Origin of the sequence: Fictibacillus sp. BK138, assembly GCF_004216955.1 — a bacterium.
In the GTDB taxonomy this organism is placed as follows: Bacteria; Bacillota; Bacilli; order Bacillales; family Fictibacillaceae; genus Fictibacillus.
The window spans coordinates 481,664-504,775 of the sequence record NZ_SGXL01000001.1; the positions used below are offsets into that span (position 1 = coordinate 481,664).

The 23,112-nt window shown below is 42.4% G+C and carries 22 protein-coding genes; 14 read left to right on the forward strand and 8 right to left on the reverse strand.

The annotated features are described in order from the left end of the window. The first annotated feature begins 4 nt into the window (after positions 1-4). The 6 genes from EV282_RS02435 to EV282_RS02460 all read left to right on the forward strand — a co-directional run bounded on the left by EV282_RS02435 (position 5) and on the right by EV282_RS02460 (position 5,819). On the forward strand, positions 5-1,258 hold the full coding sequence (locus tag EV282_RS02435; protein ID WP_130293476.1) for a four-carbon acid sugar kinase family protein: 1,254 nt from the start codon (positions 5-7) through the stop codon (positions 1,256-1,258). A 3-nt stretch (positions 1,259-1,261) separates the two neighbouring features. Further along, a complete protein-coding gene (gene pdxA, locus EV282_RS02440) occupies positions 1,262-2,275 on the forward strand; it encodes a 4-hydroxythreonine-4-phosphate dehydrogenase PdxA (protein WP_130293478.1) in 1,014 nt (337 codons plus the stop codon). Beyond that, positions 2,269-3,084 (forward strand): ATP-dependent sacrificial sulfur transferase LarE, encoded by an 816-nt coding sequence (larE, locus tag EV282_RS02445; RefSeq protein ID WP_130293480.1) that lies wholly within the window; start codon positions 2,269-2,271, stop codon positions 3,082-3,084. The genes pdxA and larE overlap by 7 nt, the downstream gene beginning before the upstream one ends. Before the next feature lie 85 nt (positions 3,085-3,169). Continuing rightward, complete coding sequence (gene larB / locus EV282_RS02450; protein ID WP_207224277.1) at positions 3,170-3,865, forward strand: nickel pincer cofactor biosynthesis protein LarB; 696 nt, start codon at positions 3,170-3,172, stop codon at positions 3,863-3,865. Further along, complete coding sequence (gene larC, locus EV282_RS02455) at positions 3,846-5,120, forward strand: nickel pincer cofactor biosynthesis protein LarC (RefSeq protein ID WP_130293483.1); 1,275 nt, start codon at positions 3,846-3,848, stop codon at positions 5,118-5,120. Before larB ends, larC begins: the two co-directional genes overlap by 20 nt. A gap of 36 nt (positions 5,121-5,156) precedes the next feature. After that, complete coding sequence (locus EV282_RS02460; RefSeq protein WP_130293485.1) at positions 5,157-5,819, forward strand: sulfite exporter TauE/SafE family protein; 663 nt, start codon at positions 5,157-5,159, stop codon at positions 5,817-5,819. 57 nt (positions 5,820-5,876) lie between these two features. On the opposite strand, the gene pssA is transcribed toward EV282_RS02460, so the two are convergent. The 4 genes from pssA to EV282_RS02480 form a co-directional block, all read right to left on the reverse strand. Further along, complete coding sequence (gene pssA, locus EV282_RS02465; protein WP_130293486.1) at positions 5,877-6,602, reverse strand: CDP-diacylglycerol--serine O-phosphatidyltransferase; 726 nt, start codon at positions 6,600-6,602, stop codon at positions 5,877-5,879. Positions 6,603-6,729: 127 nt separating this feature from the next. Continuing rightward, positions 6,730-7,206: a toxin-antitoxin system TumE family protein gene (locus tag EV282_RS02470; RefSeq protein ID WP_130293488.1), complete on the reverse strand. Its 477-nt coding sequence runs from the start codon at positions 7,204-7,206 to the stop codon at positions 6,730-6,732. Further along, positions 7,207-7,935 (reverse strand): hypothetical protein, encoded by a 729-nt coding sequence (locus EV282_RS02475; RefSeq protein WP_130293490.1) that lies wholly within the window; start codon positions 7,933-7,935, stop codon positions 7,207-7,209. It lies immediately after the preceding gene. A gap of 137 nt (positions 7,936-8,072) precedes the next feature. Then, a complete protein-coding gene (locus EV282_RS02480; RefSeq protein ID WP_130293492.1) occupies positions 8,073-8,819 on the reverse strand; it encodes a MurR/RpiR family transcriptional regulator in 747 nt (248 codons plus the stop codon). 166 nt (positions 8,820-8,985) lie between these two features. On the opposite strand from EV282_RS02480, the gene EV282_RS02485 reads away from it, so the two are divergent. The 4 genes from EV282_RS02485 (at position 8,986) to EV282_RS02500 (ending at position 16,798) form a co-directional block, all read left to right on the forward strand. After that, positions 8,986-10,953, forward strand: coding sequence for a fructose-specific PTS transporter subunit EIIC (locus EV282_RS02485; RefSeq protein WP_130293494.1), 1,968 nt, complete (start codon positions 8,986-8,988; stop codon positions 10,951-10,953). 352 nt (positions 10,954-11,305) lie between these two features. Then, on the forward strand, positions 11,306-13,966 hold the full coding sequence (locus EV282_RS02490; RefSeq protein ID WP_130293496.1) for a glycosyl hydrolase-related protein: 2,661 nt from the start codon (positions 11,306-11,308) through the stop codon (positions 13,964-13,966). Beyond that, entirely contained in the window at positions 13,967-15,640 is a 1,674-nt protein-coding gene (locus EV282_RS02495) for an alpha-amylase family glycosyl hydrolase (protein ID WP_130293498.1), read from the forward strand. 15 nt (positions 15,641-15,655) lie between these two features. After that, positions 15,656-16,798: a glycerate kinase gene (locus EV282_RS02500; RefSeq protein ID WP_130293500.1), complete on the forward strand. Its 1,143-nt coding sequence runs from the start codon at positions 15,656-15,658 to the stop codon at positions 16,796-16,798. Positions 16,799-16,912: 114 nt separating this feature from the next. On the opposite strand, the gene EV282_RS02505 is transcribed toward EV282_RS02500, so the two are convergent. Next, positions 16,913-17,188 carry a hypothetical protein gene (locus EV282_RS02505; protein ID WP_130293502.1) on the reverse strand — a complete coding sequence of 92 codons (276 nt, stop codon included), beginning with the start codon at positions 17,186-17,188 and terminating at the stop codon, positions 16,913-16,915. Between the two features lie 106 nt (positions 17,189-17,294). Here EV282_RS02505 and EV282_RS02510 point away from each other — a divergent pair, with 106 nt between their 5' ends. Then, positions 17,295-18,062, forward strand: coding sequence for a LamB/YcsF family protein (locus tag EV282_RS02510; protein ID WP_130293504.1), 768 nt, complete (start codon positions 17,295-17,297; stop codon positions 18,060-18,062). Between the two features lie 246 nt (positions 18,063-18,308). On the opposite strand, the gene EV282_RS02515 is transcribed toward EV282_RS02510, so the two are convergent. After that, the gene (locus EV282_RS02515; RefSeq protein ID WP_130293506.1) at positions 18,309-19,718 is read right to left on the reverse strand and encodes a DHA2 family efflux MFS transporter permease subunit; all 1,410 of its coding nucleotides are present in this window, start codon (positions 19,716-19,718) and stop codon (positions 18,309-18,311) included. 99 nt (positions 19,719-19,817) lie between these two features. On the opposite strand from EV282_RS02515, the gene EV282_RS02520 reads away from it, so the two are divergent. Both EV282_RS02520 and EV282_RS02525 read left to right on the forward strand, forming a co-directional pair. Further along, entirely contained in the window at positions 19,818-20,024 is a 207-nt protein-coding gene (locus tag EV282_RS02520; protein ID WP_165389329.1) for a hypothetical protein, read from the forward strand. Positions 20,025-20,142: 118 nt separating this feature from the next. After that, positions 20,143-21,438 (forward strand): pyroglutamyl peptidase, encoded by a 1,296-nt coding sequence (locus EV282_RS02525; RefSeq protein WP_130293510.1) that lies wholly within the window; start codon positions 20,143-20,145, stop codon positions 21,436-21,438. A gap of 41 nt (positions 21,439-21,479) precedes the next feature. Here the strand turns inward: EV282_RS02525 and EV282_RS02530 are convergent, their stop codons facing one another. Both EV282_RS02530 and EV282_RS02535 read right to left on the reverse strand, forming a co-directional pair. After that, positions 21,480-21,662, reverse strand: a complete 183-nt coding sequence (locus EV282_RS02530) for a hypothetical protein (protein ID WP_130293512.1) — start codon at positions 21,660-21,662, stop codon at positions 21,480-21,482. 34 nt (positions 21,663-21,696) lie between these two features. After that, positions 21,697-21,936: a hypothetical protein gene (locus tag EV282_RS02535; RefSeq protein WP_130293514.1), complete on the reverse strand. Its 240-nt coding sequence runs from the start codon at positions 21,934-21,936 to the stop codon at positions 21,697-21,699. A 145-nt stretch (positions 21,937-22,081) separates the two neighbouring features. Between EV282_RS02535 and EV282_RS02540 the strand changes: the two genes are divergently transcribed. Beyond that, entirely contained in the window at positions 22,082-22,885 is an 804-nt protein-coding gene (locus EV282_RS02540; protein WP_130293515.1) for a YihY/virulence factor BrkB family protein, read from the forward strand. The last annotated feature ends 227 nt before the right edge of the window (positions 22,886-23,112 follow it).

A 23,112-nucleotide genomic window follows, 5' to 3' on the forward strand; every position in this document is an offset into this window, starting at 1 on the left:
CATAATGAAAAAGATAATTATGATTGCAGATGACCTGACAGGTGCTTGCGATGCGGGTGTACAGTTCACACAGAAAGGGTTTAAGACGGTTGTCTGTTTTGAGAAAGAATCAGCAGACAAGATTCAGGCTGATGTTGTCGTAATGGATACAAACAGCCGGGCCTTGCCAAAAGTAGACGCATACAGCGCAGTCAAAAAAACGGTATCAGATTTAAACAAAGAAGACCTTGAATTGGTGTATAAAAAGATTGATTCTACTCTCCGTGGTAATCTCGGAACGGAGATAGATGCTTTAATGAACAGTCATTCTTTCGATTTTGCAATAATTGCACCTGCGTTGCCTTCGCTCGGGAGAACGACAAAAAACGGTGTTCAATATTTAAAAGGTACACCGGTTGAAAAAACGGAAATTGCAAATGATCCGAAAACGCCGGTAACAGAATCTAGTATAGTTAAATTACTATCTTTCCAATCTCAGCGAGCAGCATCTTTATTTCCTAAGTCTTTTATTAAGGAAAATATTAAAAGGGTTCAAGAACTCGTAAAAGACCATTTAGAGAAAAGAGTTTCATTGTTTGTATGTGATGCAGAAAGTGAAAACGATCTTAAAGAAATTGCTGCTGTCTTTCGTTTGCTTCCTTATAAAATACTATGGGTAGGTTCTGCAGGACTGGCAGAATGGCTTACTTCTAGTTATGAGGGCAACAAGTACGAAACAAATCAACAACTTGAAAAAGGCGACCATCCAGTCTTAGTGGTCGCAGGAAGCCGCTCTGGTGTAGCAAAAAACCAGGTAGATACACTATTGCGTTTAGCGGATATGAGGCGAGTTAAGCTGTCTGTAGAGGTGCTGCCTGAGGAACATACGAGAGATTCTGAGATAGATAGATGTGAGGCAGAAGTAACCGATTATTTAAAAAAGGGTCATGATGTTGTTTTATATGTGAATCAAGAAAACTCAGCAGTAAAATCTTCTGAATTGCCATCTTTGATTGAGAATTGTTTAAGCAAAATCGTATTAGATGCTAGCAGAGATATTAAACTGAATGGAATTGTCCTTACGGGTGGAGACACCGCAAAAGCAATATGCAAAGAGCTTGGAGTAACAGGAATCGAACTTATCGATGAAATAGAAAGCGGGTTGCCTCTATCAAAGATGATAGGGGGTCCGGGATACCTTACCGTGACGAAAGCCGGTGCTTTTGGTTCGGATACTTCTTTGTATCATGCTGTAAAACGATTAAAAGGAGACTTGTAAACTATGAAACCTGTTATAGCGATTACGATGGGTGACGCGGCTGGTGTTGGTCCGGAAATTATTATAAAGGCTCTGGAAAAAGAAATGATCCATAAAATGTGCCAACCTGTGGTGATTGGAGACAGCACGATTTTAAAGCGTGCATTAAACTTTGTAAATTCAACCCTTCATATAAATCCGATATCAGAAATTAACGAAGCAGTATTTGAGCAGGAGACGATTAATTGCTACGACTTAGGATTGTTAGATGAACAACTTCCAGTAGGCAAAGTGTCAAAAGAAGCAGGAAATGCAGCTTTTCGTTATTTAGAAAAAGCCATTGCTCTTGCTAAGGAAAAGACAATCGATGCGATTTGCACAGCTCCTTTAAATAAAGAAGCACTTCATCTATCCGGACATATTTATCCGGGGCACACAGAAATTCTGGCTGAACTGACAGAAACATCTGATTATGCCATGATGCTGTCTGCGCCAAATCTAAAGGTGATCCATGTTACAACTCATGTTGGTTTAATTAAGGCAGTGGAACTTATTAATCCAGACCGTGTCTATCAAGTTATTAAGCTGGCAGATGAAACATTGAAAAAAGCAGGCAATATAGCGCCTAAAATTGCTGTATGCGGCATCAACCCGCATGCTGGCGAGAACGGGTTGTTTGGTAACGGGGAGGAAGAAGAAAAAATCGTTCCGGCTGTAATGAAGGCACAGGATAACAACATCGATGTTGTTGGACCGCTGCCTGCGGATACGCTGTTCTTCAGGGCGACTCGAGGAGATTTTGATATTGTGATTGCCATGTACCATGATCAAGGTCACGGACCTATCAAAGTGCTCGGACTGGAATCAGGCGTCAATATTACAGTAGGCCTTCCTATTATCAGAACTAGTGTTGATCACGGGACAGCTTTTGATATTGCTGGAAAAGGAATTGCAAGTGAAGAAAGCTTAGTAGAAGCGATCAGACAAGCTGTTGAGCTTGCTCCAAAAAACGAGCAAAAGGATGGGGTACATTGCTGAATGCTAAATTAAAGAAACTTCAGGATATCTTAACTGAAATGAAGACGGTTGTTATTGCATTCTCAGGCGGGGTAGACAGTACGTTTTTATTAAAAGTTGCCGTTGACACTCTTGGTCGTGATAACGTTCTTGCGGTTACAGCTGATAGTGAAACTTACCCTTTTGAGGAATTAGAGGAAGCAAAGAAACTGGCTGTTAAACTCGGTGCAAGGCATGAAGTAATTGAAACTTCAGAATTAAATATTCCAGGATACTCTGAAAATACGCCAAACCGATGCTACTTTTGCAAGAAAAGCTTGTTTGAACACCTTGTCCCAATCATGCACGCACATCAGTATAAAAACATTGCATTTGGTCTTATTGCGGACGACCTTGGTGAACATCGCCCAGGGACAAAAGCGGCAAGAGAATTCAAAGTTAGAGGCCCTCTGCAGGAAGCAGACCTTTATAAAAGTGAGATTAGAGAATTATCTCAAGCGATGGGTATACCAACATGGGACAAGCCGTCTTTTGCCTGTCTTTCTTCAAGAATTGCTTATGGTGAAGAAATTACGATGGAAAAGCTTAGGAAAGTGGACTTATCTGAACAAGCAGTCAGAGCAATAGGAATTCGCCAGGTAAGAGTCCGTACACATGGAGAAATGGCAAGAATAGAAGTAGAACCATCTGAGATGCCTAAATTAATGGAACATCATCAGGAGATAACTGAAAAACTAAAAAGTTTTGGCTATACGTATGTAACGATGGACCTCACAGGGTATAAAAGTGGAAGCATGAACAAAGTACTTCAAGGAATCGAATTAGCATAGCGTTTAAAGCTGTTTTCGTAAAAGGAGTTCCATGTCTTTTACTAGCAGTAAAAAGTCAAATAAAAACAAGTCAGCAGGTGATGGTATGGAGAAATTTGAAGACCTAGGATTCAGTAAGGTTGATTTTGACAGAGAAAAACGAACAGGGTATCCAGAAGTCATATATGGAGAAGGTAAGACAGCTCTGCAAATTCAGCAAATCATGACTAAACTCATTGAAAAGCATGGAAAAGTGCTTGTAACAAGAGTTGATGAAGAAAAAGGAAGTTCTTTGATCGAAGCTTTTCCTTTGGCACAATATGATTGTACATCACGGATTCTGCAATATGGAGTTCCTGAACGGCAGTATGGTGGAGAAGTGATGGTGTTATGTGCGGGAACATCCGATTTATTCGTCGCAGAAGAGGCTGCTATTACGGCCGAGTGGATGGGATGTAAAGTTAAACGATTATATGATGTAGGAGTAGCAGGAATAGACCGGCTATTAGCCTATCGAGAAGAAATTACAAAAGCAAGCGTGCTTATCGTAGTAGCAGGAATGGAAGGGGCATTGCCGAGTGTCGTTGGGGGAATGGTGCGGCGTCCAGTGATTGCAGTCCCAACATCTGTAGGATATGGGGCTCATCTTCAAGGTTTAACACCTCTCCTTACCATGTTGACTTCATGTGCTTCAGGAATGAGTGTAGTTAATATTGATAATGGATTTGGTGCAGCATATCAGGCAGCGCTGATTTTAAAGCTTGCTTCAGAGGGGGTTCATCATGAAGACCCTGTATCTTGATTGCCAATCAGGAATCTCAGGAGATATGACGCTTTCCGCATTAATCGATCTTGGAGCAAACATTGAGTATATTACAGAGCATTTAGAAACACTTCCTATTGATTCTTTTTCACTACAAGTAAAGGAAGTTGATAAAAAAGGGATCTCTTCTAAGCAGCTGGTCCTGCATTTCAATGATGATGACGATGTGGACAACCATCATCATCATCACCATCATGAGCATGGACATCATCATGAGCATGATCACCACCACCATCACCATAACGGGCATCATTATGAACATCGGAAAGCATCAACGATTTTAGAAATGATCGAGAGCAGTCATCTTCCTGCACGTGTAAAAGAAAGAAGTTTGTCTGTTTTTCAAGTGATCGCTGAAGCCGAGGGGAAAATTCATGGCATGGATCCAAAAGATGTCCATTTTCATGAAGTAGGTGCAATGGACTCGATTATCGACGTTATTGGTGTTTGTCTAGCTCTTGAAAGTTTAGGGGTGGAGAAGATAATCGCTTCACCCGTTCCAACCGGACATGGAAAACTAATGATGGCTCATGGACTTTATCCGATTCCAGCTCCAGCAACTGCAGAGATTTTAAAAGGAGTTCCTTTAGCCGATTTTCACGTTAAAGGAGAGCTAACGACCCCAACAGGTGCTGGATTTATAAAAGCATTAGCACATGAATATGGCAATATTCCTCCTATGGCAATAGAAAATATTGGTTATGGAGCAGGAAAAAAGGATTTTGATCATCCGAATGTTTTGAGGGCTATCCTTTTCAATGTTGAAGAAGCTGCAAAAAGGGAGCAAATATCTGTACTAGAGTGCCAATTAGATGACTTCACTGGTGAAGCATTAGGGTATTTAATGGAAAAAATGTTGAACGAAGGTGCATTAGATGTTTATTTTACCCCTGTCACTATGAAAAAAAGCAGGCCGGGAACGCTTATTACTGTTCTAGTAAAACCTGAACAGGTTTTTTCTCTAGAAGAACTTTTATTGCGAGAAACAAGTACCTTTGGCGTCCGTAAGTCCGAATGGTCAAGGCGTATATTATCAAGGGAATTCAAAGATGTTGAAACGGCATACGGAAAAATAACAGTTAAAGTAGGAAAGTTAGAAGGAAATATCATAAAAGTGTTTCCAGAGTATGAGGATGTAAAAAAAGCTTCTTATCAGCATAACATTTCTTTTGTTGATGTTTATTCAGAAGCTGAACGTGCATCTAAAACGCAAATAGGGTTATTAAATTCATAATTTTATCTTAGTTTCAGCAGCTTTGGAGGTCTGGAGATGAATGAAGTTGAAGTAGTATCCATTCTGAGTATAGGTTTTATGCTTGGTATTAAACATGCACTAGAACCCGACCATATCATTGGGGTATCAACAATTGCGAGTCAGAGTAAAAAGTTATCGAAGTCAGCTTTAGCTGGTATTTTTTGGGGTTTGGGGCATACAGTGACCTTGCTTATTGTTGGCATGGGGCTTATTTTTCTTAAAAGTGATATTCCAGAAAAATATGCTATGAGTTTGGAGTTTCTAGTTGGAATCATGCTTGTGTATTTCGGGCTAGCCTCAATTTATTCGAATAAAGATAAGATTCACTCGGATACTCATGGGCAATCACAGCCAAATATAAAATTTTCATATGGTAAATCACTATTTATGGGTTTCATACATGGATTAGCAGGAAGTGCAGCTCTTGTTCTGTTAACGATGAGTACAGTGGATAATCTTCTTGAAGGCGGTCTTTATATTCTTGTTTTTGGAGCAGGAACAGTAGTAAGTATGCTTTTCTTTACTACTCTAATAGGGATTCCTTTTATAATGAGTGCCAATAAGGAGACTTTTAATAAACCACTTATTCATCTTACAGGCGTAATAAGTACCATATTTGGACTCTACTATATGTACAACCTGGGGGTTACGGAAGGATTATTTAAACTTTGGATTTAAGCACTAAAAAAGCCAGCAAGCTGCATAGCTTGTTGGCTCTACTTAATTTAAGAGAAATTAAAACCGTCGTCTCTTGTTACGGGGTTTTCGTTTTCGTCTGATAATTTTGATCTCTTTTACTTTAATGAACCTCATGCTAATAAATAAGATGTACGTTATGAGTGCGACATAAAAGAAGATAGGCACGCTTTCGAATTTGTTCTTAGCGAGCAGGTAAAACATATAGAATAAAAACAGCGTGATGATCGTTCCGTATCTTGGAAGCGGGATGTCTTTCAAACTCGGGATTTTGATGGTGCTAACCATCATTAATGCTACTCCGTAAAAGATTAAGACGAAAATCCATAGCGGAATCATTTTCACAAAAAAGACTAAGAAAACAACGATGCCACCAGCAGGCGGGATCGGAATGCCTTTGAAGTATTTCATGGATTCTTCTGCGTCAGTGATATTGAAGCGCGCCAAACGGTAAGCACCAAATAGCGGGAATAGACCAGCAAGAACGTAACCCCACATCCCTAAATGCGCAAAGTAGGAGTTAGCCGCTATGAACGCTGGAGCCACACCGAACGATACGACGTCCGCGAGGGAATCCAGTTCCTTGCCAAGTGTGCCGGAAACGCCGAGGATTCGTGCTGCCCTTCCATCAACAGCATCCAGCATCATCGCGATAAAAATGAGCATGGCTGCGTTTCGGAAGTCACCATGTGTGGCATAACCTATTGAAAGAAAACCACAAAATAAGTTCCCTAAAGTTAATAAATTCGGAATATGTTTTTTCATTGTACACGTCCTTAAAAAGTACTCTATCTCTATGATAGACCATTTTCTGTTAAAAAGTTATGTTTTTTTGTAAAGTCATAAGCTTAACAGAAAAATGCACAAGATAAAAGTTATACAGCTCCAGAGTTTAAAAGGATTGAGTGCTCTCATAAGTTAAACCACCGTGAATGTAATCGGTTAGAATCTCAATAACTCGATGTAGTTCTTCTACGGTGGTTTCTTTTCGTTTTTTAGGTTCATTTGGTACATGATGGTGATGATAAGGATTTGAGGGTACCCACGCATGTGTTCCGGGTTCATGGTTTTCATTTCCAAATGCCATGATATGCCTTGGCTGTTTGCCCATTTTTTTACGTCTTTGTGATAGTTCCCAAGCATAATGGTATTCAATAATCTGACCAGTATCACTAAGTTTTTCACTAATAAAAAGAATAGTTTCTCCATAGTCTTTGTGATCTTGAAGAGGGAGCGAAGTAATGATTTTTTTAGAACCTTTCGTATCGTAGCGGACTATTTCTGAATACTTTTTATGCTCGAATAGACGCGGGTTTTCCTCAAATAGTTTCTGAATGAATTGAAGTCGATCTGACTGAAAACTACCCATCTATTCTAACTCCTGAAGTTCTTCGATTAGGTCTTTCCAATCTTTAAAATCATCAGGTTCATCTAGTTCGTATATATCGATGGTGCCATCCAAAACATCTTTAAATGCTTTTTCAAACGAAGCATTATACTGCTTTTCATACTTCTTAATTTCTTCTTTAATATTACTGATTAATTGCTTTTTGTTTACATTTCGAATGCGATAACTTTCTTGAAGGGACTTTATGCGTGAAGTCCATAATGAACTTTTTAAGTAAAACTGGTTGTGCCTTGGGTAACTGTTATGTCCAGCTTCTTTTATGCATTCTAAGCCTTGCTGGACGCGTCTTGATAATGTGGGGCGTGAAATATTTGCCTGCTTTGTAAGGACAGAAGATGGGACTAAATAGGAGTTCTTATATGAATATAGTATAGTTCCATTTTGTGTAAGATCATAAAAAAATTTATCTAAGTAGTATTTAACTTTTGCGAATGATGCAATCGAGTGGTTCAATCCGCTACCTTTTGATTTTAATTCTTTTTCAATCTTACTTATAATATTTTCATCAATGGTGGTATGTTTTTTGAAAATAGTGTCATTGGATTGCGTGATTCCAACTACAAAACGCTGGAATTTAGTCTGTACTGCTTGAGTGATTGATAGTAAAAGAATCACTGGGTCTTGTGCAAGATTAAAGTGGAGATTTTCAAACAATGATAAACCCGAACTTTCGTAGGTTTGAGGTGCCATTGAATTTCCTCCTTTCTTTAAATTATAACATACCGTGAAACGAAAATGTGTTTTTGTTACATATAAGTATGCTCTGAATAGGTTTTAATATACAAAAACAATAAAAGAAGGATTGACTCATTAGAGACAATCCTCCTTTATTTCACGCTCTTCTTCAAATAACTCTCAAACAGCAAATCAATCAGCAACATTAATGTAGATCTTGCGGTGATGTCATAGCCGGCGAACTTCACGCGGTCCACTGTCATGCTCAAATTTGTCTTCACCATTTTACCTAGTGTGGAATCGGACGAGTTTGTGATCGCTGCTGTATCAACAATTTTATACGTCAGTTTTTCAGCTGCCTGCACCAGGGTTTTCGTCTCGCCGCTTGATGAGATGAAGAACACTAGATCGTTCGGCTCCACCATGTTCGGCAGCAGGTCGATCATGTGTGATTCATAGGTATAGTGGGTCTGCTTGTTCGTCTGCATCAAAAGCTTGCTAAAATACTCGGCCATCATTTTGGACAAGCCGACTCCGACTACGATGACGCGTTTGGCGTTTGCCATTCTCTCGCTCAATTTTTCAAGTTCACGCGTCTGGATCGTTTCGAATGCTGAGACAAACTCCTCTTTATACCGGTCAACAGGGTTGTCATCCAGTAACGATTGCTGGTTTTCAATCGTCTTCAATATATATTTCAGCTCCGAAAAGCCTTCTAATCCGAGTTTGTGAGACATCCGAACGATCGTAGTAGTGCTCACGTTGTTCACTTTTGCAATTTCAGTTAATGAATGTTTCTTCGCTTCGTCCAAATTCCCATCAATATAATAGAGCACTTGTTTTTCCGTCGGTGTGAGTTCGGCCAGACTGCTGCCGAACTGATCTAAGACTTTCCCCATTCCAAACTTCCTCTTTTCCGCACATGTCTTTCCCTTAGTATAGCCCATTTTTCATTCTGTACAAATATACAGCGACTGTACAAAGATAACGCTTACTTTTGTGTTAAAACTTAAGTATAGGAAGTTGGAAGTGCTTTCATACTAAAGAAAGATTGGAGTGAACGTCATGCAACTTAGAAACATGACACATCCGAACTTAGTGATGTTCGATGTTGACGCTCAAAATAAAGAGCAAGTCATTCGGCAGCTAATTTCTAACATTGAAAAGCAAGGTTATATAGAATCAGAAGACGCTTTATTGGAAGCGGTTTTAAAACGCGAGGAGCAATCTCCGACAGGAATGGAGAAGGGCCTTGCGATTCCGCATGGTAAGTCATCTACAGTTAAGAAAGCCGTTTTCGCTGTAGCGCGTTTGAAGACGCCACTTGAAGATTGGGAGAGCATCGATCCGAGCAATAAAGTTCAGCTCGTGTTCCTGATCGCGATTCCAGAAAGTGAAGCTGGCACAACGCACTTGAAAGTATTGTCTACATTGAGCACGAACTTAATGCGCGACGGCTACTTAGAGGGCTTGATGGCGGCAGAAACATCTGAAGAGTTTCTAAACAGACTGGATGTTGAAGAGAAATCAGAAGCTCCGGTTGAAAAAGAGTTTACGAAGACGGTCGTTGCGATTACAGCCTGTGCAACAGGTATCGCCCATACGTACATGTCGGCTGAAGCTTTAGAAAAAGCGGGCCGTGAACTTGGCGTTAAAGTACTTGTTGAAAAACAAGGGGCGAATGGAATCGAAGACGAGCTAACTGCGGATGTGATTAAAAATGCAGATGCAGTAATCTTCGCAACAGATATCGCTCCTAAAAAGAAAGAGCGTTTCGCAGGAAAAGCATATGTGGCAACACGTGTTGCTGAACCGCTAAGACGCGGTAAGGAATTGATTCAAAAATCACTCGATAATCCTGATGGCGTAGTTGAAGCAAGTGACGAAGACGAGTCATCAACAACAACTTCAAACGGCGGCGGATTCTTTAAAGACATGGTCCAAGCTGTTATGACGGGAATCTCTTACATGATTCCGGTAATCGTTGCGGGCGGTCTGATGATGGGGATCGCGAAACTTGGTGCGATGCCATTTGGTCTTGTAAACGAACTCGCTGATCCGAAATATGCAACACACTCAAATGAACTATTCGTTATTTTGCATCATTTAGATAAGTTTGGCGGATTGATCTTTAAGTTTATGTATCCGATATTCGCTGCTTTCGTCGCCTATTCACTGGCTGATCGTGTTGGATTAGTAGCTGGATTTATCGGAGGAGCTTTTGCGGGCGGACTTCATTATACGTTCTGGAATAACCCAGAAGGTATTCCGTCTGGATTCTTAGGTGCGTTAATTCTTGGTTTGGCAGCGGGCTATATCGCTCGTTTCTTGAACCAAAAGATTCAGTTGAACAAAAACTTGGCTGCGATGAAACCGATGTTTATCATCCCAGCAGTCTCTGTATTATCGATTTTCTTCTTAAACTTTTATATTGTAGACCCAGTGTTTGGCGGGTTGAATGTTGTTCTGCGTAACTGGATTGAAGCGGCGCAAGGTACTGGTGATGTTGTGTTAGCATCTATTATCGCGTCTGCAACTGCCTTTGACTTAGGCGGACCGATCAACAAAGCAGCCGGTGCGATCGCAATCGGACTTGCAGCTGACGAAGTTTATCCGTTAACGGCTCGTGTATTGGCAATCGTTATTCCGCCGATTGGGCTTGGACTTGCAGTTATTATCGACAAATATGTAGTGGGACGCCGTGTATTCCCGGCTGACTTGAGAATTGCAGGTAACACGTCACTATTGTTAGGATTCCTTGCAATCTCTGAAGGTGCGATTCCGTTCATGCTTCGTAACCCGCTGATCACGATTCCGATCAACATTATCGGTGCAATCCTTGGAGCAAGTACAGCTGTACTTTTAGGAGCGGTTCAATGGCTGCCTCTTCCAGCAATCTGGGGCTGGCCGCTCGTTGAAAACCTATGGGCGTACCTCCTTGGATTAGTAGTAGGTGCAGGATTCATCGCATTCGCGAATATCTTTGTACGATTTGCGATTTTAAAGAAAAAAGAGAGAGAAGCACAAGTATAATGCTGTAGAAAGTGGTTGGTTTTTCATGAAAGTAAGGGTGTACTGCGTGAACAGAGATGCATTTTGCGTGAAACGGGAAGGTTTCTGCGTGAAATGAGCGGTGTTCTGCGTGAAACGGGCTGGTTTTTGAGCGAACGTGTAACAGATAAAAAACACGTACCGTAAAAACCAAAAAAACTATAACTGTGCTTCGAAAAAGTACAAACCGACATGAAAAAAATGTTAACCATAACAATCATTTAGATAAAAGCAAAAAAAGAAAAAAGAAAAGGGGCGCATCTTTTAAAAAGGTGACCCCTCTTTCTTTTAAAATGGAGTAATAAGAGTGGAGCAACTTGGGAGGGAAATCAGCATGAAACAGAAGAAAGTTTACGTCGTACCGCATTCTCACTGGGATCGCGAGTGGTACTTTACAATAGAAGATTCAAACCTTTTACTCGTTGAAAATATGGACCGTTTGCTGGACGTGATGGAGAACGATCCGGAATATACTGGCTATGTGTTTGACGCGCAAAGCTCTATTATTGATGAGTATTTGAAAATCAGACCAGAAGAGAAGGGACGTTTATCGCAGTTGATCGCTGACAAGCGCATCTTCGTCGGACCCTGGTACACACAAGCCGATTCATTGCTCGTGAACCGCGAGTCATTGATTCGCAACTTGATGTATGGAACACGAATCGCTGAAAAAATGGGGCATTCGATGAACGTTGGTTATCTGCCTGATATTTTCGGACAGAACACGTATTTGCCATCAATGTTCAAAGAGTTTGATATTGACTATAGCGTCCTTCAACGCGGAATTTACACCGATCAGCTGAATGGTGACTTGAACTTTACGTGGAAATCTCCAGACGGAGAGAGCGTGAAGGCGAACAACATCTATTTCGGTTACGGCCCTGGGAAGTTTTTATCGGCTGATGACAAGTATATGGAAGAACGTTTGCTGCCGATTTTAGAAAAAATAGCAGATCTAAACGAGAATACGGATAACTTGCTGCTGCCAGCGGGCGGAGACCAGGTCCTAGTCCGCGAGCACTTCCCGGAAACGGTGAAAAAGCTGAACGAAATCGATATGAAACATGAGTATGTTCTTTCAGATTATGAAACGTTCATGAAAGACACTTGGGAGACTGGCAACTTCGAAAACGTGATCGAAGGTGAAATGATCGCGACTCAAAAATCCCGAATCCACAACACGATTCGATCACAGCGTTATGATATTAAAAAGCTAAACGATATTGCAGAAGAAAAAGTAATCTATGAGCTAGAACCACTAGCGAGTTTGGCGAGTACGATCGGATTCAAGTATCCGCAAAAATGGATTGATGAAATGTGGAAGATGCTGTTTGACGTGCATGCGCATGACAGCATCGGCGGCTGTAACTCTGATGACACGAATCAAGAGATCGTGAACCGTCTAACAAAAGTGATCCGCATGGCTGACGGCTGCCTGAATCTATTGAAAAAGCAGATGACAGAAGCGGTAAGCCGTAAGCTTGGCAAAGACTCTATTTTTGTTGTGTTTCACATGCTTCCGAAAGCTTTCACTGGATCTCAGAAAGTCGTACTTTTTACAAAAGGAAATGCATTTAACGTTCGTGATCTAAATGGAAATCCGGTTGCGCTTGATGTGTTGAATCAGGAGTACATCTCGGGCGGGAAGACGATCGTTGTTACAGCAGAAGGCGAGAGAGAAGTTGATGCGCCTGGTTATTACAGAAACGAAGTACTACTTCGTGATGTGAAGCTACCTGCGATGGGCTATGAAACCTTTGAAGTGGTTGAAGGCGGAGAAAACGACCTTCTATCTCATAAGTTTTTAAACAGTCATTTAATAGAGAACGACCATTTCCGTATTTTTGAGGAAAATGGTGTCCTAAATCTTGAGGTAAAAGCTACAAATCAAACGATTTCTGATTTTATGAGATTCGAAAATGTTGCAGACGCAGGTGACTCTTACGATTTCTCACCGTTAGAAGGAGATTCACCGATCTACTCGAAAAAAGTGTTATCTGTGTTCGTAGAAGCGAGTGCGGGGACTGAGTTCATGGAAGTTGTGCATGTGTTGAACGTTCCAGGCAACTTAGAGGACCGAAAATCTGGTGATATTAAAAAGGGATTAGCGGTCGTAACGCGATTTGAGCTTCGTAAAGGTGCAGATTTTATACGAGTTAAGCATGATATCGAAAACGATGTGAAGGATCACCGCGTTCGCGTACTGCTTCAAACATCGATTGAATTACCTGAACATTCTTTTGGTGACCAAGGCTTTAGCTTGATTCAGCGACCGACAGTAAATCCATATATGGAAAATTGGCGTGAACAGAAGTTTGCAGAAGCTCCAGTACCGATCTATCCACTGGAAAACCTGGCTGGTGCGACGAACGGTGAACGAACTGCCGCGTTCCTGACAAAAGGAATCAAGGAATATGAGCTGATCAAAGAAACAGGAGAAATGGCTCTGACATTGTTTAGAAGTGTTGGGCTGCTTGGCCGTGACAACTTGGCTTGGAGACCTGGAAGAGCGTCTGGAATCAACAACAAAGTCGTTTACACGCCTGATGCTCAGATGCAGGAAAAGATGACCTTTGAGTACGCGATTCATGTCGGAAAAGGTCACGACGTTAAACAGTTGTTTAAATTTGTGGACGAATATCGCGGTCATTCCTTAAGCTATCAAAAGCAGTCATTGAACACATTTGAAGAGCGTCTCAATCGTTTCGAGATTCCGTATCCAGTTGAGATTCTGCCAGCTAGCTTCAGTTTGTTTGAATCAACAGGAGATGTTTTCTTGAGCACGTTAAAAAAAGCACATGATGACAATTCCGTTATTTTACGCTTGTTTAATCCGAGTGAGGAAGAGCAGACGGTAGTGTTATCAAGTGAACACATCCAGTCTGTTTCACAAACGAAACTGAACGAAAAAAGTGTGATCGACGTTAAGGATGAAGTTACAGTTCGGCCAAAAGGATATGTGACACTGAAACTGGTTATGAAGGAGAATGCGTAAATGAGTTTTCCAGAAAAAGTTGAGAATCTGCTAAAAACGATCTACGGTGAAGACTTTTCACCTGAATACAAAAACGAGATTTTAGATCTAGTTGAAGCGTGGAAACAGAAAGAGTGGAACGAAACAGCTCCACTTTCTGAGAAAAACGTGTATCTGATCACGTACGGCGACATCATTAAAGAAGAAGGTCAGCCGACGTTAAAGACGCTTAACAAGTTCATTAATGAATTTGCGAAAAATGAGATCACGGATGTTCATTTGCTTCCGATGTTCCCCTACACTTCTGATGACGGATTCTCGGTAGTCGATTACCGTGAGATCCATCCTAATCTTGGCAACTGGTCTGATATTGCACGCTTTTCAAACGATTACCGTCTCATGTTCGATTTTGTAGCTAATCATATGTCCAAATCGAGCAAGTGGTTTCAAGGGTATCTGAAGGGTGAGCCTGAGTATGCGAACTACTTCATTCCTCGCGAAGAAGGATTCGATGCATCCAACGTGGTTCGTCCACGTACGTCACCCCTTTTCCATGAGTACGAAGGCGGGAAGAACGCTTGGACAACGTTCTCTGAAGACCAGGTGGATGTGAACTTTAAGCATTTCCCGGCTTTGAAGGAAATGACGGATATTCTGTTGGAGTACGCGAACCGCGGCGGGACAAGCATTCGCTTAGATGCGATCGGGTTTATGTGGAAAGAATCTGGCACAACATGTATCCACTTACCGCAGACGCATGCGATTATTCAGTTATGGCGTGAGATTTTAGAAGAGCTTGAGTTAAACACACTTCTGATTACTGAGACGAACGTTCCGCATAAAGAGAACATTAGCTATTTTGGGAATGGCGAGAACGAAGCGCACATGGTGTATCAGTTCTCACTGCCGCCACTTGTCTTGCACACGTTAACAACACATGATGCGAGCAAGCTGACTGGCTGGGCCAAAACGATTGAAAAAGTGTCAGATTCAGCGACTTATTTTAACTTTTTAGCGAGTCATGACGGAATCGGCATGCGGCCGACAGAAGGCATTTTAACGGAAGAAGAGCGTACGGCTTTAGCTGAAAAAGTGCAGAAGAACGGCGGACGGGTTTCTTATAAGAGCAATCCTGATGGAACAGAATCTCCTTATGAGCTGAATATCAATTACATGGACGCGCTCATCAATAAGGACGAAGATGTGAGTGAGGACGTTCAAGTGCAGAAGATGCTTGCGGCTCATTCCGTGCTCTTTTCAGTGATGGGTGTTCCGGCTGTGTATTATCATTCGCTTTTAGGATCGGAAAATGATTATGAAGGCTTGGAGTCATCAGGCATCAACCGCCGGATCAACCGTGAAAAATTCGACTATGAAGATTTGGTTGGTCAGCTGGAAACGTCAACACGCAGGCAGAAGGTTTTTACAGGTTTGAAGAAACTGATTCGTACACGCCAAGGCGAGAGCGCGTTTAATCCGTTTGCGGCTCAATTGATTTTAGAGCTTGGCGAGCAGGTATTTGCGTTAGTGCGTAGAAATGAAGAGACAGGTGAAACGGTGCTGTTTGTTGTGAACGCAGCATATGACACGGTAGAAGTTGAACTTCCGTTTGGCGGACAAGACCTTTGGAGCGGAGAAACAGTAGAAGGATCTGTTGAGCTCGCGCCGTATCAGTTTATGTGGATCAAACAATAAAAGAAGGTGGACGCAATGAAGATTGTCATCGCTCCCGATTCGTTTAAAGAAAGCATGACGGCGGCAGAAGTCTGTGCCGCTGTCGAGGCTGGATTTCAGAAAGTGATTGGGGACGCTGAATATGTGCACGTTCCCGTTGGAGATGGTGGAGAAGGAACGGTTCAGTCGGTCGTGGATGCGACGGCTGGCCGGATTGTTGAAGTTACAGCAACAGGTCCGCTCGGTGAAAAAGTAGATGCCTTTTATGGGCTGACAGGTGATGGGAAGACAGCAGTGATCGAGATGGCTGCCGCTTCTGGTATCCATCTTGTCCCGAGAGAGCAGCGAAACCCTTTAGTGACAACGACTCGCGGGACGGGCGAACTGATATTAGATGCACTTGATAAAAAAGTGGAACGTATTGTGCTCGGTCTTGGCGGATCGGCGACGAACGACGGCGGAGCAGGAATGGCTTCAGCTCTGGGCGTGAAGTTTTTGGATGTAAATGGTGAGAAACTTCGTCCGGGCGGAAAAGCGTTAGGCGAACTGCTTACGATCGATACATCTGACATCGATTCGCGATTGAAGTCGGTAAAAGTAGATGTTGCTTGTGATGTGACAAACCCGTTGACTGGACCGCTTGGAGCATCTGCTGTCTTTGGACCGCAAAAAGGTGCGACACCTGAGATGGTTGGCGTTTTAGATGCGAGTTTGAAAAGATACGCAGAAGTCGTTGAGCGGAATCTTGGCTTGCAAGTGGATGAGCTTCCAGGAGCAGGGGCTGCAGGCGGATTAGGTGCTGGAGTAGTTGCATTTTTAGATGGAAAACTGCAAAGTGGAATCGACCTGGTGCTTGATGTTATAGGGTTTGAGGAAGCGGTTCGTGATGCCGATCTTGTAATTACAGGCGAAGGACGGATTGATTCGCAGACGGTTCATGGGAAAGCGCCGGTTGGTGTAGCGAAACGAGCGAAAGCTGCGGAAGCTGATGTTCCGGTCGTTGCGATTGCAGGTAGTCTTGGTCCAGATTATGAAGCGGTGTTTGAGCATGGCATCAATGCGGTTTTTAGTGTTGTTAACGGTGTGGTTACGTTAGAAGAAGCACTGGAGAACGGATCGGTTAATGTTGAAAAAACTGCGGAGAACATCGCGCGCTTATTACAATTAAAAATAAATTAGCCCCTTGCTCTCAAGGGGCTTTCCTCATTTTTATAGGATTTGAGAATTTTAGAAGTGATTCTTGAAGTGTGATGTTTGGGGACTTATTATGAGGCAACCTACACGAAATGAACGTTAATGCTTTTGTTTATGCATCATTTTTAATAACGCAATCACATCGTCATTTTGGCTAACTTCAATTCGGTTCACCGTGTCACGAATTTCTTTAACATCGGTTTCCAATGTATCGAGTCTGGTTACAATCTGTTGCTGGCCAGCTTCTAAGTTTGTAACTTTATTATCTAGATTAGAAACTTTGTTATCTAAGTTAGAAACCTTATTATCCAAATCAGAAACTTTGTTATCGATGCTAAGCAATTTCACTAAGATTTCATTCAATACTTTTTCCATATTCCTCACCTCCCTCAGTAGTATTCCTAATCATTTTACAATATATAAAACTTGTCGTACAGTTGGGGTAAATTAAACATGTGTTTAAATTCGGGGAGGTTTTTGCATGAGTGTTATTGATATTAACTGTGATATGGGCGAGAGTTTTGGAGCTTACAGACTCGGAACAGATGAAGAGATTTTAAAGTATGTGACGTCAGCTAACATTGCGTGTGGATTTCATGCTGGTGACCCAGCGACTATGAGAAAAACGGTAAAATTGGCTATTGAACATGGGGTTGGAATCGGTGTTCACCCTGGTTTGCCTGACCTTGCTGGGTTTGGCCGCCGTAATATTGATATCTCGCCTCAAGAAGCGTATGAGATGGTGGTGTATCAGATCGGTTCGTTATGGGCGTTCGTTCAGGCAGAAGGCGGGGCGATCCAACACGTGAAGCCTCATGGAGCGCTTTACAACATGGCTGCGGTGAATCGTGAGCTGTCTGAAGCCATTGCAGAAGCGGTTTATAAGGTGAATTCGGATTTGATCCTGTTCGGCCTGGCTGGAAGTGAGCTTGTGAAGGCAGGCGAGAAGGCAGGACTCCGCACGGCATCAGAAGTTTTTGCAGACAGAACGTATCAGCAGGATTGCACGCTGACCTCCCGCAAGCTGCCGAACTGCATGATTGAAGATGACGATGAGGCAGTGGCACAAGTGATCCGCATGGTAAAAGAGGGGAAAGTGCTGACGCAGCAAGATGTGGACGTGGATATAACCGCGGATACTGTGTGCATCCATGGAGACGGAGCTCATGCGCTTTCTTTTGCGAAAAAGATCAGGCAGACGCTTGAGGATTCGGGGATTACTGTTCGAAAAATCGGTGAAAGTATTTAAACGTTAAAAAAGCTGGTTCATATGGATATGAGCCAGCTTTTTGTTTGTCGTAATTTGTCTGGAAATGACATCTCGTGGATAAAGTCCAAAAACTTTTGGATTGGAGCCTGAAACTCGTGGATTCAGCATCAAAATTTTTGGATTCACCCCTGTTTTTTGTGGATTGAGATCCACATGACGGTAGAAATACCCCTGTAGGTACACTGAAAATGACCACTTTCGGACTCCCCAGCATGCATTTTCAACCTAACCTTCAGTTTCAGCTTCCTCAGCTTTCTCGTTTTTAATAAAAAACGAAATTATAAGCCCAATTAAGGATAAAACAGCAACAACCATGAACGCCATGTTTGCGCCATGCATATCAGGGTAAGAAATCTCAGGGTTATCTGCGGCGTTACCTGCAACCGTCGTCATAACGGTCACTAATATCGCCGTTCCGACTGATGCTGCAATCATTTTCATCGTATTATCCATCGCCGCGCCGTGCGGAATCAATCGTTTTGGCAGCCGATTCAGACCAGCAGTCGCGACTGGCATCATAACCATCCCGAGGCCTAGCATCCGAATGCTGTACATGACCGTGATAAACGTAAAGGATGTTGATGGTCCCAGTGTTGCGAAAGCAAAGGAAGAACCCGTGATAATGGTCAAACCGGTGAATGCAAGCCATCTCGCTCCGAATTTATCAAATAGCCTGCCGGTGATCGGGGACAATAACCCCGTAATCAACGCGCCAGGCAACAGTGCCAATCCTGCCTCAAACGCTGTGAAATCCCTCATGTTTTGCATGAATAGAGGAATAATCGTCTCAGCCCCGATTAGCCCCATGAACGTGATCATCCCAATCGCGACAGTGAGCGGAAAGACTGAGTTGGCAAACACACGAAACTCAAGCATCGGATGTTTTAATCGAAGCTGTCTCGTGATAAAGAGAACAAGCGCAACGACACCAATTCCTAACCACAACAAGGTGCTTGTTGCTGTCCATCCTAAGTTGCCGGCGCATGTGAATCCATAAAGAAGTCCTCCGAAACCGAACGAGGACAGGATAATGGATAGAACATCGACCCTCGTTTTTGCCGTCTCTGTCACATTTTTTAAAGCAAAATAAGCCACGATTATATCGATGAGTGCGATCGGCAAGATAATAAAAAATAGCAAACGCCACGAGTAATGCGACGTTACCCATCCTGATAAAGCTGGTCCGATTGCTGGTGCAAAGGAAATGACAAGCCCGACTAACCCCATCGCAGATCCGCGTTTGTTCACCGGAAAAATCATAAGGAAAACGGTTTGCATAAGCGGCAGCATAACACCAGCTCCGCTTGACTGTATCACTCTACCGAGCAGGAGCATTTCAAAGTTAGGTGCTAATCCCGCGACTAGTGTACCAAAAGCGAATACGCCCATAGCAGAGAGAAAGAGCTGTCTTGTCGTAAACCGCTCTAATAAAAACGCGCTGACTGGAATCATGATGCCGTTCACGAGCATAAAAACCGTCGTCAGCCATTGTGCGCTGTTCGCAGTGATGTTCATCTCTTCCATGATCGGCGGTATCGCTGTAATCATCAGCGTTTGGTTCAAGATTGCAATAAACGTTCCAGCAAGAAGCAGTGTTACAATCGTAGACTGTTTATAATTTTGTGTCGATTCCATTTCACATCTCATCCCTGTAAAAATTATGATGTGTACAGCTTACATGATTTCATTTTGAATTCACATTAAGTTGCCTACCGAAATAAACTAGTTAAAAACTTGGGTGATAATATGGATGAGGAACAGCAAGCCTTACTAGATGACGTACTGATTGTATTGGATATCATTGTGATTTTAGCGGTTGAAGATAACCCTGTGCTGGGTATTGTTTTTGTAGGACTCCTTAAAGCGGTGACAAAAGATCGCGCTGTTAGAATAGCGTTTATTTTATTAGTGATCGTACTGAATATGGGTAGAAGAAAATAATCATTTATACCCGGGCAGGAGGAAGGAGTATAACAAGTTATTTGTTTATTTTTAAACAATTCATACTATTTAAACGATTTCGTTGTTATTCTACAATAGGGTGAAAAGGAGGGCTATTGTGAGAATACAAGGTAAACGATTACTTATTTTTGGGATATCGTGTTTATGTAGTATGATATTTTTTGGTTCTCAACTGGCTGAGGCAAAAGAAAAGGATAAGACAAGCTGTTATGACTCAAGTGTAACGTTAACCCCAGAGGAACAGAGGATTGAGGATGGTAAGCCGATTCCGCAGCAGATTTTAGAGGACAGCGAATTTACTCAATACGTAGATAAGTTTAAGCGAGATCTTTGTTCGGCAAAAAGTGAAAAACAAGCTGAGAAGTTAATCAAAAGACACGGAACGAAGCTATGGAAGACAGCGGTTGACCGTGCGCAAGGCAAAAGACCTGATTTAGGAGAACTCGATACATATGATGATCGTCCGCTATACTGGGCGAGACTCAGCATGACAAGTGCATTAAGACAATGGAATCCTGATTTTGAGGTAACGGAAGAAAAGCGAGCACAGCTCATGAAAAAATTAGAATATACATCAAGGGGAATCACAACGATTCATTTTCCAAAGGGTGAGCGAGTTAAGCGTGTTCTTGTAAGTGGATTCGATCCGTACCGTTTGGAGCAGGAATTCAGAAGAACGAACCCGTCAGGAGCAAGCGGATTGCAGCTCGATGGCCGATGGGTCTTGACGGATGATGGACTAGCTGTGATCCAAGCGGCTAACTTTCCTGTTCGATGGGATGATTTTGAAGAAGGAATTGTTGAAGATACGTTTGGTCCGTTTTTAAAAGAAGGTCCGAAGCGCGTAGATTTAATGATGACGATCAGCCAAGGTGGACCTCGCAAAATGGCAATCGAAGGCTATGCCGGCCGCTGGCACACAGGGGCTGATAATAAGCTGGAAGAGCGGGCTGAAGTGACACCGACTGTTTCAAATTGGCCGATGCCGGAGCCACTCCCTGAATTCATCGAAACAACACTGCCGTTTGAAGAGATGATTGCGGCAGGAACAGGACCATGGCCGGTATTCCGAAACGATGAGGTTTGTGAATGGCTGCCGCCAAACTATGAGGATCCAGCGGTTTGTCATGATGGCGGTCCAACTTCAGGTTCAAAGGCAAGAGCCGGCGGGGGAGGCAGCTATTTATCAAACGAGAGCATGTACAGATCCAACCGCGTTCGACTTGGACTAGGTGCAATGGATATCCCGGGTGGTCACCTTCACATCGCGGCCCAAGAGTTTTATCCAGAAGACAAATCGGTTTACATTACCGATGAATTTAAAGAATTCCGTAAAGATACGGTCGATCAGACGGTGGAATTAGTCAAAGCGGCTGCTAGAGGAATAGAATAATAGAGTAGGAGAGAGTGCCTTCATGTCAGAGGGCACTCTTTTTAGTGTGAGAACTTTTTATAAAACCATATGAGAAATAAACCTATAGAAATGAAAGATAAAGGAACGAAAATCCACATTCCCTCAGCAAATAGAGAAACGATCAACCCGATGATGCCGGCAATTAAGATAAACCAGCCAACAATAATCAAGAAACTGAACGTAAATTCTTTTAATGCACTCAAGAATCTTTCCTCCCAGATTAAGAATCTACTACCCCTATAACGAAAAGCCATATAAAAGGTCTAAGGTAAATATCAGAATAAAGCTAACATACGATAAGGCGATGACGATTAATAGCTTGTTAAAGCCTTTGTTTAAAATAATTGCGAGTATGTAAAAACCTGCTGACAACATGATGGTGTTATTCCAATAGCCCGTTCCCTGAAAAAATCGATAGAGTGTAATCGTGTAAAACACGCCCCATAACAGAAGTGAAACGATGTATAGCTTCTTCATTCGTAATCTCCTTTTGAAAATTTATCCTATAAAAATACTAACATAGGAATCAGCATCAATAAAAAAGTGACCTAAACGGACAGCTCTCTGCGTATTCTAGAATAGTGAGTTTTACGGACTGGCTTAAAAAAAGAGGTGCTGCATCATGAATATCGTCGAGATCCTGAATCAATTGAGCGACCGCTTTTTTAAGATGAGGGTGTACGATCTGTCAGCTCAGATGGCTTATTATTTTCTGATGTCGGTTTTTCCGTTCTTGTTAGTGATCTATTCATTCATGACGTATCTGCCTCTAAATGAAGGCAATATTTTGGAGCTGATCCAACCGTATGCACCAGATGCGACGTACGCGCTGATCGAAAAGACGTTATCTTATACGGTGAGAAGACAGGAGGGAAATCTCCTTTCGTTGAGCTTGGTTGTTACATTGTGGCTGTCTTCGATGGGCTTTCAGTGTATGAAACGCATATTGAATGATGCGTATGAGGTGCGAAACGATGAGAATATGGTGAAACAAATATTCGAGAGTCTCTTGTTGACGATTGGGTTTATGATTGCGGTGCTGTTTTCGGTGATCGTGCCTCTTTTTGAAAAAATATTAAGTGTGTATTTGAAGGGGATATTTTCGATTGTTGAATTTCAGAAGTTGTGGATCGTCGTGCAGTGGGGGATTGGGACTGTTTTTTTGCTGGTCTTTTTTCTTGTGCTGTATTCATTCGCACCAAGCATCAGGCTCGGTTTTAGCAAAGTAGTTCCAGGAGCATTCTTCGCCACGATTGGCTGGCAGCTCGTTTCGATGGGGTTTGCCTCTTACGTTAGTGGAAGTAATTATTCAGCGCTGTACGGTCAAGTGGCCGGTTTAGTTGTGCTGATGCTGTGGTTTTACCTGTCTGCGATGATTATTATACTGGGTGGGCTGCTGAATACGGTGGTCTTTCCGAGTGATTAATTAAAGCCCCTTTCGTGTAAAGGGGCTTTTCATCGCATTCTTCAAGTGATGAAATCGGGTTTTACGGTACGTGTTCTTTTAATCTGTTACACGTTCGCTCAAAAAAAGCTCGCTACGCTCAGAATTCTTCATCTACGCTCAAAATGTCTTGAGTTTCGCTCAGAATCTGTGAGTACCGCTCAAACATACCCACTTTTCGCTCAAACCAAAAAAAGTGCCTCCGCAAA